This window comes from Streptomyces sp. NPDC041108, assembly GCF_055592645.1.
Genome location: NZ_JBVIYK010000026.1, coordinates 54,082 through 66,780 on the forward strand (window position 1 = coordinate 54,082; position 12,699 = coordinate 66,780).

Genomic DNA, 12,699 nt, shown 5'->3' on the forward strand with positions numbered 1-12,699 from the left:
GGGCAGTTGGTGCTGATCGGCGATCAAGGCCATCTCGGCGACAGCAACCGGCCCCGGCTCGCCGCGGAGGCCAACTGCCAGGGCGACACCTCGCCGACGCCCGCCCAGCGTGAGACCGCGGCCTTCCACGCCCCGACCACGGCCGCCACCGCGTCCGCGAACCGGCTCGCCGACGCGGCAGGCGGGACGGGATCGGGCCCGGTATCGACCAGCAGCACCGTGAAGTACACGCGAACGCGCTCAGCCTGTTGTTCGAACCGTTGCAACCAACCCCGCACCGTCTCCACCGGCCGCCCCAGCAAGGCCGCGATCGCCCTCGCACCCGAACCGGCCGCCTTGGCCACCAGCGCGGCCCCTATCACGTCCGCCAAGTCCACCCGCCTGACCAGCACGAACACCGGGAGAAGCACATGCGAACCCCCGCAGCCCGAGCATCGGGCCCGCCGCGGCTGTACCCGCACGACACCGTCCACGCCCGGCGGCACGCGATGCCTCGCCCACCCCCCATGGCGCGAGCACACCCCCGCAATCCGGGCACTCGATCTCGCCCGCCGACAATCTGGCCTCGACCCTGGCCGCGTCCTTCTCTACCGTGAGCACCGGCGCCTCCATGCGCTGCACGGCCCTCCCGGACTCGGCCAAGAGATCGTCGGGAGGACCTTCGCAGGGCCCTCCTCATCGGCAAGGTGTCGCCGCCAACGAACACCCGGACCCTGCAGACATGCGTCCGAATCCGTCGGCACACAGCATGCCCTCAACCCACCGCCCACATAGGCACCTTGAGTGTCGTCCAACAAGGCCGGGACGGAGGTGAAACGGCGGGAGAGCAAAGACCTCCCGCCCGGCAGACTGCGGCTGGCCTCGCCGTACGACACGGGACGCACGCTACGGCCTCGAACAGGGCTCCTGGTGGACCGGCTACAAGATCCACATCAGTGAGTCCTGCGACGAAACTGATGACCAGGACTCGGCTTCCGGCGGCCAGGCGACGACCCCCGGAGCCGACGGACCGCCACCGCGCTTGATCACCGGCATCGCGACCACCGGCATCGCGACCACCGACGCCACAGTGACCGAACCGGTCCATCACATGCTCGCCGCCCGCGATCTCCTGCCCGCCGAGCACTTCCTCGAGTCCGGTTATGCCTTCGCCGAGTTGATCGTTGGCATCAAGAAGAACGTCGGGGTCACCCTGGTCAACCCGGTCCTGATGAACAGTTCACCCCAGGCGCGTGCCGGCCGGGTTCGACCGCACCGCGTTCACCATCGATCGGGACAAGCGGCAGGCCACCTGCCCACGCGGGGACACCAGCACCTGGTGGAGCCCCGCGACCCAGCGCGGGATCAAGGCCATCGTCATCAAAATCGGCAAGGAGACATGCCGCCCCTGCCCGGTGAGAGACCAGTGCACCCGCTCGAAGACCGGTGGCCGGACCCTTTCCCTGCAACCCCGCGAAGTTCAAGAAGTCCTCGACCATGCCCGCCTGCGGCAGGGCGACGAGCAGTGGCGAGCCAAGGACGCAACCCGCGCGGGCATCGAGGGAACCATCCACCAGGCCGTCGCGGTCACCGGGATGAGACGTGCCCGCTACTCCAGAAGACCCACCTGGAGCACGTCCTCTCCGCCGTTGCACTCAACCTCATACGCCTCGATGCCTGGTGGAACGGCCACCCGCTCGACCGCACCCGCGTCAGCCACCTTGCCCGCCTCGGCAAAGGCGCACACCGAGGCGCGGGCGTCGACGCGGGTTCACCGCAAGAGGTTGGTCTACTTCTGCGAGTGGCTGGCGGCGGTGCCCACGGCGACGGCGTTGGCGGCGACAATCACGGTGATGGCCAGCCACGATGCCGCACCGAGGTGCTGGTCAAGGACGAGCATGCCGATCAGAGCGGCGAACACCGGGTTGACGCTCATGAAGATCCCGAAGAAGCGCGCGGGGACCCGGCGCAGCGCGAGCAGGTCGGCGAGAAACGGCACCGCGGAGGACAGCACACCGGCAGCCAGCGCGCACAGCAGGGCGCCGACGGTGGGCTGGTGGAGCCACAGGACCGCAGCGCCGAGGGGCAGATAGAGCAGGCCGGAGACGGCCGCGGCGGCGGCCGATCCCTGCAGCCCGGGCAGGCGCTCGCCCACGGTGCGGTTGAGCAGGATGTAACAGCCCCAGCAGACGGCGGCGATCAGGGCCAGGCCGATACCGAGATAGTCCGTGCTGGGCCGGGGGCGGGTGAGGACCACCACGCCCACCGCGGCGGCGAGAGCACAGGCCAGATCGATACGCCGGCGAGATCTTGCCAGCGCCACAGCGAGCGGGCCGAGGAACTCCAGAGTAACCGCCAAGCCGAGCCCGATCCGGTCGATCGCCGCATACAGCGTGAGGTTCATGGTCGCGAACACCGCGGCAAGGCCAAGGACCGGACGCCACTGCGCGGCGGTGAATGAACGCAGGTTCGGCCGGCCGGCGCTCAGCAGCACCACGGCGGCCACCCACTGGCGCACGGCCACCACTCCCGCCGGCCCCAGCACCGGGAAGGCGAGCGCGGCTATTGATGCTCCGACCTGGTTGGACAGGCCGCTGCCCATCATCAGCGCCACCCCGGACCACCGGGGCGACGACGCCTGCACCGCAGCGGCCGAAGTCTCTGCGCGAGCTTCGAGTGTCATGGCACGACCATCCGCCAGACCGACGCATACGCAAAATGCATCCGAACCCCCAGCTATACGCTGGACGTATGGATGGTCGTACGGAACTGGAGCTGCGGCACCTGCGTTGCCTGGTCGAGATCGTCGACACCGGCAGCTTCACCGACGCCGCGAGCGAGCTGGGCGTCTCCCAGGCCGCGGTCTCCCGCACACTGCTCGCACTGGAGCGCATCCTCGGCGTGCGACTGCTGCACCGCACCAGCCGCACTGTCACCCCCACCACCGCAGGCGTGCAGGTTCTCGCCCGCGCCCGGAATCTCCTGGTCGACGCCGACGAACTGGTCCACCAGGCCACCACCGGCCACACCCGGCTGCACATCGGCCACGCCTGGTCCGCGATGGGCCGCCACACCGCCGAGTTCCAGCGCCGCTGGCGCGACCGCTACCCCAACGTCGAACTCCACCTGATCCGCCACAACACCCCCACCGGCGGCCTCGCCGAGGGCCTGTGCGACCTGGCCGTCCTCCGCACCCCCGTCGACACCCGCCGCTACGCCCACGCCCTCGTGGGCCACGAACGCCGCTACGTCGCCCTCGCCTCCGACGACCCATGGACCAGACGTCGCAGCATCCGCCTGGCGGAGATCCGCGAGCGCACCCTAGTGGTGGACCGCCGAACCGGCACCACCACCTTGGAACTGTGGCCCGAAGACGCCCGCCCTGCCGTGGAGTACACCCGCGACGTCGACGACTGGCTCGCCACCATTGCCGCCGGCCGCTCTGTCGGCGTCACCCCGCAGGCCACCGTCGCCCAGTACCGCCGCGACGGCATCACCTATCGCCCCCTGCGCGACGCTGTCCCTGTCCCCGTCCACCTCATCTGGGGCCGACAGGACCCCCACCCGGCCACCCACGCCGCCGTCGCCCTGCTCACTGACCTCTACCGCGAAGACGCCTGACACCCGAGCTCATGGTCTGCCCTCCGAGCTCCAGGCACTGATCGACGCAGTCACCACCGGACTCTCCCTCGCCGAGTGACCGAATGAGCCAGCAGGATCGGCACCGGCCGCAAACCCACCCTCACACCGGCCGACCAGATCCAGGTCACCATCCTCTAGGGGTGAGTGTTCCTCACGGGACGCTGCACGTCGCGGGCCTGCGGCCTCGGCGCGGAACTCGTACGCGCCACGCGAGCTTCCGCACCGTGTCGCGCCAGAACAAGGCGGGCCGTACGGGCCATGGCCTCGTCGACCATCTCACCTTCGAAGGTCACGGCGCCCGTGCCCTCTCGCTGTGCCGCCTCGACCGCCGCGATCAGCTCTGCGCAGCGGGCGAGTTCGTCGGGGCCGGGGGAGAACACCTCGTTGATCACGGGGACATGGGAGGGATGGATCGCCATCATGCCCTCGTAGCCGAGAGAGCGGTTCTGTTCGGCGAAGGCACGCAATCCCGGCAGGTCGCCGATGCGCGTCCACAGTCCGCCGACCGGGCACGGCACTCCGGCTGCCCTGGCGTCCAGCAGAACACGGGAGCGCAGGTCCACCGTTTCGGTTCCCTCAGGGCTCCAGCGGTAGCCGACGGCGCGTTCCACATCGCCGCCGGGGGCGGTGAGAGCACCCAAGTAGGCGATGCGTGAGGCGGCTCGGGCGATGTCGTAGGCCGCGCGCAGGCCGCGCGCCGTCTCCAGCAGGGGCACCAGGGCGATCCCTCCCGGTGGCAGGCCCTGTTCCTGTTCGCACCAGCCCAGCAGCCGGTCGGCAAGCCTCACGTCCTGAGCGGAGCGGACCTTGGGAAGGACGACACCGGCGAGCCCGGGCCGTACGACCGCGCGTAGTTCCTCGGCCCCCGCCCAGTCGTCCAGCGGGTTGACACGGACGAACAGCGCCATCCGTCCCGCCTGCCCGGCCGGCGTGCCGGCGGCCTGTGCGACGGCGTCGGCCACCTGTGCGCGGGCGGCGAGCCTGCCCGCGGCGGGCACCGCGTCCTCCAGGTCGAGGATGGCCGCGTCGGCGCCCGCCGCCCGGGCCTTGGGCAGCCACTCGGTTCTGGTGCCGGGGACGAAGAGCAGGGAGCGCAACGGGGGCCGGCCCACCACTTCCTCGTCCGGCTCGGCAGAGCTCTTCGACGACCCCCTAGATGACATCGCTCTTCTCCAGGTCGGCCAGTTCTTCCGCGCTGAGTCCGAGCCACTGCCCGTAGACCAGGTGGTTGTCCTGCCCGAGGGCGGGACCCGTCCGCCAGACCCGCCCGGGGCGCTGCCGGAAGTGCGGGATCACCGCCTGCATACGTACCGGACCGAGATCGGGGTCATGGACGGTGACGATGTCCTCGCGTTCGGCATACACGGGGTCGGCGGCGATGTCCGCGGCGTCGAACACCCGCGAGGCCACGACTTCGGCGCGAGCGAACTCCTCCAGGCACTCGCCGGTGACGCGCTCCGCCACCCAGTTCCGCAGGTTCTCGTCCAACTCTTCGCGCCGGTCGTACTGTTGCTGGGCCGTGGTGAACTCCTCCTCGGGGAGCCCCAGCAGGCGGGCGATGTTGCGGACCGATCGCAGCGTCGCGGAGGTCACCGTGATCCACTCGCCGTCGCGGGAGCGGTAGGTGTTGATCACGGCTCCCGGGGCGACCGCCAGCTGGTTGCCGCAGCGTTCGGGTACCCGTCCCAACTGGTCGTGGACGATGACCTGCCACTCGACCAGACGGAACAGGGACTCGAAGAGAGCGAGGTCGATCCACTCGCCGTCGAACCCGGGGTCGTGGTCGCGGCGGTGAAGTGCGGCGAGGACGGCGTAGGCGCCCATCAGGCCGGTCACGGCGTCGCCGTGCGAGAAGCCGGTGTGCACGGGCGGGCCGTCGGGAAAGCCGGTCAGGTGGACGACACCGCTGCGCGCCTCACCCACCTTGCCGAAGCCGGGGGCGTCCGCCTGTGACGAGGTGGCGCCGAAGCCGGAGATCTGCAGCAGCACGGCCCGGGGGTTGATCCGGTGCACGGAGTCCCAGTCGAGTCCCCAGCTGCGCAGGCGTCCCGCGCGCAGGGTGACGATGACGACGTCCGCCCAGGCGACGAGCCGGTGGGCGACGAGCCGGCCGGCCTCGTGGTGCAGATCGAGGGTGACCGAGCGCTTGTTGCGGCCGGCGACCTTGAACCACAGGGGAACACCGTGGCGTTGGGGCCCCATGGCGCGGGCCGCGTCGCCGGTGCCGGGTGGCTCCACGTGTACGACGTCGGCCCCTTGGTCGGCGAGCATCGAGCCGGCCAGCGGACCGGCCACCACATGGGCGAACTCGACCACCTTCAGCCCGTGCAACTGCCCGCTTCCGGTGGTGTTCCGCTCGTCGTCCGACACCGCTGAGCTCCCTTGCCCTGCTGTTCCGCGTGGGTCCCCGACAGCGTCGTCCGCGTGGGTGCGGCACGGCCGTCGCCGTGTCCTCAGACTGCCGGAGCGCAGAAATGCCTGTCGAGCAACAGAAGGCCATCAATCAATGCGAAAAACGCATGATTCGGTGGAGCCGGTACCAGTGCGCGGCTTCAAGCCCACGAAACACCGGGCGGAAGTGGACGCCCCCGGAGGCGGAACTCCTCGAGCGTCTCCAGGAACCGCTCCGTCACGGTGGGGAGCGTTCGCCGGGCGCGCAGCGCGATGTCCAGGCGCCGGTCCACCACGGGGTCCACCAGAGGACGGCAGACGACGGGTCCGGCACCCATCAGCGGAAGTACAAGGGCCGGCATCGCCGAGACCCCGAGGCCGGCGGTCACCAGTCCCCCCACGGTCGCGATACTGCCCGCCTCGGCCGCCGGCACCGCGTGCGCGTCGATCTGGGCGAACGCCGCGTCGGTGAGCCGGCGCACGCTCGAGTCGCGCCCGACGGCCAGGAACGGCTGACGAGCCAGGTCGTCCCAGGCGATCTCGTGGCGGTCGGCGAGCGGGTGGCCTTCCGGCAGCACCGCGACGAAGCGGTCCCTGACCAGGGGGCGGTGCTCCAACTGCTCCGGCGGGTTACCGACGGTGGTGATCGCGAAGTCGGCGTCGCCGGACAGGACCCGGTCCAGTACCGACCGCTCCAGGCCGTCGAGGAGTCGTACCGCCACCCGGGGCCGCCGCTCGCGGAAGTCGGAGATCACCTGCGGCAGGAGCACCGCCGCGACGGAGGGAAGAGTGGCCACGGCGACCGTTCCCGACTCGCCGAGCAGGTATCGCCTGAGCTCCTTCATGCCCGCCCGGTGAGCGGTGACGATCTGCTCGGCGACCCGCAGGGCCTCGACGCCCGCCGCGGTCAACTGCACGTTGCGGGTGTCCCGTTCCAGGAGCTGAACGCCCAGTTGTCGCTCCAGATCCGCGACCGTGCGGCTGAGCGAGGACTGGGACACATGCATCTTTGCGGCGGCCGCGGTGAAGCTCGCGGCCCGTGCGACGGCCGCGTATGCCGCCAGTTGACGCAGAGTGGTGGCCTCCATGGCCGACGAGCATAGGCTCACCCGCCCGGGATTGATGCTCTTATCGCATGGACAGATCTCGGTTTGATGCTGGACACCGATCCGGTCGTGCTCCGAAACTCTCGCGTAACACCTCGGCCCGCCCCAGCCCAGCTCCCGCCCACCGCCGCCGAGGGCCGTCCCCGAGAAAGCGAGCGCCGTCATGCTGGCAGCCCTGGGCTTCGCCACGATCGTCGTCCTCCTGCTGCTCACCATGACCAGACGCGCCTCGGTACTGGTCGCTCTGATCCTGCTTCCGGTGCTGGCGGCGCTCATCGGCGGTTTCGCGGGCGATCTGGGCGAGTTGATTCTCGGCGGGCTGTCCAAGGTGGCCCCCACCGGCATCATGATCGCCTTCGCGGTCCTGTACTTCAGCCTCATGGTGGACGCCGGGCTCTTCGACCCCCTGATCCGCGGACTGTTGCGCGTGGCGCGTGGTGATCCGTTGCGGATCACCGTCGCCACGGCCGTCCTCACGCTGTGCGTGGCCCTGGACGGCGACGGCGCCTCCACCTTCCTCATCACCGTCTCCGCACTGCTGCCGGTCTACAAGAGACTCGGTATGAACCCCCTGGTGCTGTCCGGAGTGGTCTGCCTGGGCGCGGGCGTGATGAACATGGTCCCCTGGGGTGGCCCGACCGTACGCGCCATGGCCGCGCTGAAGCTGGACAGTTCCGAGGTCTTCAACCCCGTGCTGCCCGCGATGGGCTTCGGCGTCGCCTGGGTGCTGGTGGCGTCCTACCTGCTCGGCCGCCGGGAACGCAGGCGTCTTGCCGCGCTGCCCCCGCAGGGTCCGGCCACGGACGTGCGCGAGGGCGAGGGCGGATGGGGCGACCGTGAACCCGCCGCTTCGACGACGGTCACGGCGACCACGGAACCCGAGTCGAGCCGGGACGCCACCACGGCGACGGCTGACGGGGAGCGCCAGGCCCTCCGGACTCCCGGGGACGGGCCCGGCACCGTCCGGGTCCCCCCGCTGCCGCGGACCTGGCTGACCGTCTTCAATCTCCTGCTCACCATCGCGCTCGTGGTCTGCCTGATCCAGGAAGTGATGCCGCTTCCGGTGCTGTTCGTCCTCGGGTTCGCGATCGCGCTGCTGGTCAACCACCCCACCTGGGAACAGCAACAGGCGCTGCTCGACAAGCACGCCAAGAGCGTGGTCCTGGTCACCACGATGATCTTCGCGGCCGGCGTCCTCACCGGGATCCTCACCGGCACCAGGATGATCGACGAGATGGCCGAGACGCTCGTCTCCGTCGTCCCCGACTCCTTCGGCTCGCACCTGCCCGTCGCGGTGGCCGTCACCGGCATGCCCCTGAGCCTGGTCTTCACTCCGGACGCCTACTACTTCGGCGTACTGCCCGTACTCGCCGAGACGGCGCAGGGCTTCGGCACGGACCCGGCCGAGGTCGCCAGGGCCGCCATTCTCGGCCAGATGACCACCGGGTTCCCGCTCAGTCCGCTCACCGCGTCCACGTTCATCCTGGTCGGCATGAGCGGTGTGTCGCTCGGCGAACACCAGCGCTTCATCTTCCGCTGGGCCTTCGCCACCACCCTGGTCATGACCGCCGGTGCCCTGCTCACCGGTGCGTTCCCCCTGTGACCGGTGGCCCGGTCCCGAGCGGAGTCCCCGCCGGCCGCGCGCTCCCGGCAGCCACCGCACATGCCGCTAAACCTCCAACGTGCCGTCCGATTCCCGGAGTTCGGCCAGCGCGAACGGATCCATGCACACCAGACACCCGGTCCGGGTGCCCCCACAAGAGCGAGACGAGGACGCATGAGACGGATCACCAGACGTACGGCGCTCGCAGTGACAGCAGGTGCGCTCGCGGCGCCGGCCGTGAGCACGGCAACCGCCGCGGCCGCCGACACCACGACAGCCACATCCGAAGGACGACAAGCGACCTCCGAGCGCAACCCGGTCCTGCGAGCGGACCTCGTCACGCGGGTCACGCCGAGGAACAACTGGCTGGTGACAGCCGTCGCCCTGCAGTACGCGTATCGCATCGACCTGCGCGGCGGGGTGATCCCGCCCTCGGCCTTCCAGGTGAAGGCCACGGTGGGCGGGCGAACGGCGGCCCGCACGGTGACCCGGGTCTACTCCAGCACCACCGCCGAAGTGGACGACCGGTCTCGCCCCGGACGCCGAGGGGACCGCCTGATCATCGAACTCGACCCGAACGACTCCAACGCGCGGGCCGCGGGCACCGACCCCCTTCCGCTCGACCGCGCGTACTCCGTCACACAGGTGGCGGACGTGCACACCCCGGATGGCGAAACCCTGCTCAGGGCCGGTCCGTTCGCGAGCCGGAACGACGACGTCCTCACTCCCGTGGTCGACGACTTCGCCGCCGGCTCCTTCACCGACTCCGCGGGTTTCGAACTGGACTACCGGCTGTACCGACCCGAGGGATTCGTACGGAACCCGCAGACGCGTAAGCGGTATCCGCTCGTCGTCACGCTGCACGGCGGCGGCGAAGTCGCGGACAACAACATGACCCAGCTCACGTCCAACCGGATCGCGGTCACGTTCGCCAAACCGGAACGACAGCGCCGTAACCCCGCGTTCGTCCTCTCTCCGCAGATCCCCCTGCCCCGTCCCATGGACGGACCCGACGGCACGGACTGGACCGACGCCAAGGTCCAGGCCGCTCTGATCGAACTCATCGACACCTTCGTGAGCGAGCACTCCCGCGCCGTGGACACAGCCCGGCTCTACCTCGTCGGCCTGTCCTCCGGTGGGCGCGGCATCTACAGCCTGCTGGCGAAGCGCCCCGACATGTTCGCGGCCGCCCTGCCCACGGCCGGCTGGGGCGAGACGGCCGCCATGGACAGGATCACGCACATCCCGATCTGGGCCGACCACTCCGTCGACGACCCGGTCGTCCCCTACCGGGAGGGCAGGTTCGGCAAGCCCGGCACCTGGACACTGATGAACGCGCTGGAGACCGCCGGTGCCCGGGTCAGCCGGGGGGAGTGGGCCAACGATCTGCCCAAGGAGCAGTTCGAGGCCCGGTCCCGGGCGCTCCTACGACAGGCCCGGGCCACGCGCAGTCACGTACTGTTCACGAGCTACGCGGCCGGAACGACACCGGTGAACCCACACCTCTCATGGGCCCAGACGTACGAGAACGACGTGGTCATCGACTGGCTCTTCGAACAGTCCCGGTAGCCGCCGCACGCGGCGCCCCTTCCTGTCCGGTTACCGCGCTCTCACCGCTATCCGGAGGTAAAGCAATGCGTTCGTACAGTCGTTCCACCCCCGCGACCGCGCCGTTACGGACCCGACCTCGGGCCATCACGGCACTGATCTCTCTGGCAACCACCCTCGGCTTGGCGCTGACCCTGCTGGCAGCCGCCGCCCCGCCGGCCGCCGCGGCCGACCTGCTGTCCCAGGGCAAACCCGCGACCTCCTCGTCCAGCGAGAACGCTTCCACTCCCGCGTCGGCGGCGGTGGACGGCAACACCGGGACGCGCTGGTCGAGCACGTTCGGCGATCCCCAGTGGCTCGGAGTCGATCTGGGCGCCACCGCCACCATCAGCCGAGTCGTGCTGCGCTGGGAGGCCGCGTACGCCCGCGCGTTCCAGATCCAGACCTCCGACAACGGCACCACCTGGACCACCATCTACTCGACGACGTCCGGCACCGGCGGCGTGCAGACCCTCGATGTGAACGGCAACGGCCGGTACGTCCGCCTCCACGGTACCCAGCGCGGCACCGCCTACGGCTACTCGCTGTGGGAGTTCCAGGTGTACGGCTCCGATGGCGGCACCCCTCCGGGCAACGAGATCCCGGACCCGACGACTGCCTCCCTGGAGGCCACCGACGGGCCGCTGACCACCGCCACCTACACCGTTCCCAACCCGACCGGGTACGGCTCCGGCACGGTCACGTACCCCACGGACAGTGGCTCGTATCCGGGCGTCGTCCTGATGCCCGGCTACCAGGGCACACAGCAGAATCTGCAGTGGCTCGCGCCCCGCCTCGCCTCCTGGGGCTTCGTCGTCATCAACGTCGGCACCAACACACTCACCGACGATCCAGAATCGCGTGGCCGCCAGATCACCGCCGCCGGCACCCAGTTGCTCGCGCTCGGCAACGCAGCCGGCAACCCGCTGTCCGGGAAGCTCAGCGGCACGCTCGGCGCGGTCGGTCACTCCATGGGCGGCGGTGGCGTCATGGCGGCGCTCCGGGACGACCCGCGCTTCCGGGCGGGAGTGCCGACGGCCCCTTACCACCCGAACGCGAACTTCTCCGCAGTCACCGATCCCACGTTCTTCCTGACCTGTCAACGCGACCCCGTCGCCCACGGCAACACCTACGCTGTGCCCTGGTACAACTCCATGTCCCAGGCCGAGAAGCTCTACATCGAGGTTCCGGGCGACCATCTGTGTCCGATGACGGGCTACGGCAACAAGGCCAAACAGGGCAAGTGGACCGTGTCGTTCCTCAGCCGCTGGCTGCGTGCCGACACCCGTTTCAGCCCGTTCCTGTGCGGTCCCGTACGTGACGCCGACAAGAACGACACATCCCTGGTCACGCGCTGGATGGACACCTGCCCGCACTGACCGGGGGCGGCCCCTGTCCCGGGCCCGCCGCCGGCTGGAACCACGGGTGCACCGGTCCCGCCCGGTCGTAGACCTCCGGGTTCCAGCAGCGTCATCTCCTTCCCGAGGCAACGTCCGCGCCCCAGGGAGGAGATGACGCCGCCAAGGCAACCGGTCCTCGACGCACAGACAGCCGCTGCCCCTGACATCGGACAGGGGCAGCGGCTGTTCGGCGAGGTCGGGACGGCGTCTTCAGAGCGTCGGCGCACGTTCGGGCTGTGGTTCGCCGGTGGCCTTCGCCCTGGCCACCGTCATCCTCAGCAGGGGCAGCGAGGCGACGAAGGTGCCGATGGCCAGAACGAGACTCAGTACGCCGGCCCCGGCGCCGTCGAGGAGGGCGCCGACGGCCAGGGGCCCGATGCCTGTGCCCAGCGCGCCCGCGCCGCTGAGGGAGGCGACCAGGCCGCCGGTCGGGTCGATGAGCGCGGCGGCGAGCATCTGCACCAGAACGGCCGGTTGGCAGATCTGGCACAGGAGAGCCGTACGGTGAAGACCACGGGGTCGTCGGTGAAGATCAGGACCGGCATCGCGAGGGCCTGCGCCGTGATGAAGACGGCCATCGACCGCAGGCGCCCGAAATGCCGCGCGGTGACGGGTCCCACCACGGCGCCGACGAGGGCCACGACGCTGGAGACGGCGAGGACGGCCGACACGGCCGAGTGCGACATGCCGGTGTGCTCACGCCCCAGGACCGAGGCGTACGACCCCACGCCCATGGTGAGGCCCATCGCGAGAGCGGCGGCCGGGCTGCCGGCGCCACGGGTGACCTTTGTGCGGAGCTTGACGGTGGAATCGGGTCACCGTGGCGGGTGACGGGCCGGCCGCGCCGCCGAGGAACTGCTCCAGTGCGGGCACGAAGTCTCCGGACGACAGTCCAGGCAGGTAGAGCAGTGGCAGCACCTCGGAGATCTTCGGCGACTTGCGGCACCACGGCGGCAGGATCTTGGAGGAGAACCGCTTGCGCTCGCCGGTC

Annotated in this window: 10 protein-coding genes and 2 pseudogenes; 5 read left to right on the top strand and 7 right to left on the bottom strand. The window is 70.2% G+C overall.

Going from position 1 to position 12,699, the window contains the following annotated elements:
• Nucleotides 1–23 precede the first annotated feature (23 nt).
• Nucleotides 24–398: a hypothetical protein gene (locus tag ACZ6BB_RS39235; RefSeq protein ID WP_471619880.1), complete on the bottom strand. Its 375-nt coding sequence runs from the start codon at nt 396–398 to the stop codon at nt 24–26.
• 834 nt (nt 399–1,232) lie between these two features.
• On the opposite strand from ACZ6BB_RS39235, the pseudogene ACZ6BB_RS39240 reads away from it, so the two are divergent.
• Nucleotides 1,233–1,532 (top strand): annotated as a pseudogene (locus tag ACZ6BB_RS39240) (transposase); the annotation flags it as partial.
• 236 nt (nt 1,533–1,768) lie between these two features.
• Here the strand turns inward: ACZ6BB_RS39240 and ACZ6BB_RS39245 are convergent.
• Nucleotides 1,769–2,662 carry an EamA family transporter gene (locus ACZ6BB_RS39245; protein WP_471619881.1) on the bottom strand — a complete coding sequence of 298 codons (894 nt, stop codon included), beginning with the start codon at nt 2,660–2,662 and terminating at the stop codon, nt 1,769–1,771.
• 68 nt (nt 2,663–2,730) lie between these two features.
• On the opposite strand from ACZ6BB_RS39245, the gene ACZ6BB_RS39250 reads away from it, so the two are divergent.
• Complete coding sequence (locus tag ACZ6BB_RS39250; RefSeq protein WP_471619882.1) at nt 2,731–3,600, top strand: LysR family transcriptional regulator; 870 nt, start codon at nt 2,731–2,733, stop codon at nt 3,598–3,600.
• A 155-nt stretch (nt 3,601–3,755) separates the two neighbouring features.
• Here ACZ6BB_RS39250 and ACZ6BB_RS39255 read toward each other — a convergent pair whose 3' ends face one another.
• From ACZ6BB_RS39255 to ACZ6BB_RS39265, 3 genes are all read right to left on the bottom strand, one after another.
• A complete protein-coding gene (locus tag ACZ6BB_RS39255) occupies nt 3,756–4,784 on the bottom strand; it encodes an HpcH/HpaI aldolase/citrate lyase family protein (RefSeq protein ID WP_471619883.1) in 1,029 nt (342 codons plus the stop codon).
• On the bottom strand, nt 4,774–5,991 hold the full coding sequence (locus ACZ6BB_RS39260; protein WP_471619884.1) for a CaiB/BaiF CoA transferase family protein: 1,218 nt from the start codon (nt 5,989–5,991) through the stop codon (nt 4,774–4,776). Before ACZ6BB_RS39260 ends, ACZ6BB_RS39255 begins: the two co-directional genes overlap by 11 nt.
• Before the next feature lie 182 nt (nt 5,992–6,173).
• Nucleotides 6,174–7,100 (bottom strand): LysR family transcriptional regulator, encoded by a 927-nt coding sequence (locus tag ACZ6BB_RS39265; RefSeq protein WP_471619885.1) that lies wholly within the window; start codon nt 7,098–7,100, stop codon nt 6,174–6,176.
• Nucleotides 7,101–7,281: 181 nt separating this feature from the next.
• Between ACZ6BB_RS39265 and ACZ6BB_RS39270 the strand changes: the two genes are divergently transcribed.
• The 3 genes from ACZ6BB_RS39270 (at nt 7,282) to ACZ6BB_RS39280 (ending at nt 11,687) form a co-directional block, all read left to right on the top strand.
• Nucleotides 7,282–8,721: a CitMHS family transporter gene (locus tag ACZ6BB_RS39270; protein WP_471619886.1), complete on the top strand. Its 1,440-nt coding sequence runs from the start codon at nt 7,282–7,284 to the stop codon at nt 8,719–8,721.
• A 237-nt stretch (nt 8,722–8,958) separates the two neighbouring features.
• Nucleotides 8,959–10,290 (top strand): prolyl oligopeptidase family serine peptidase, encoded by a 1,332-nt coding sequence (locus ACZ6BB_RS39275; RefSeq protein WP_471619887.1) that lies wholly within the window; start codon nt 8,959–8,961, stop codon nt 10,288–10,290.
• A gap of 125 nt (nt 10,291–10,415) precedes the next feature.
• Nucleotides 10,416–11,687, top strand: coding sequence for a poly(ethylene terephthalate) hydrolase family protein (locus tag ACZ6BB_RS39280; protein ID WP_471619891.1), 1,272 nt, complete (start codon nt 10,416–10,418; stop codon nt 11,685–11,687).
• Nucleotides 11,688–11,918: 231 nt separating this feature from the next.
• Here ACZ6BB_RS39280 and ACZ6BB_RS39285 read toward each other — a convergent pair whose 3' ends face one another.
• A complete protein-coding gene (locus ACZ6BB_RS39285; RefSeq protein ID WP_471619888.1) occupies nt 11,919–12,170 on the bottom strand; it encodes a hypothetical protein in 252 nt (83 codons plus the stop codon).
• Between the two features lie 336 nt (nt 12,171–12,506).
• Nucleotides 12,507–12,699: pseudogene (locus ACZ6BB_RS39290) on the bottom strand (IS256 family transposase); the annotation flags it as partial.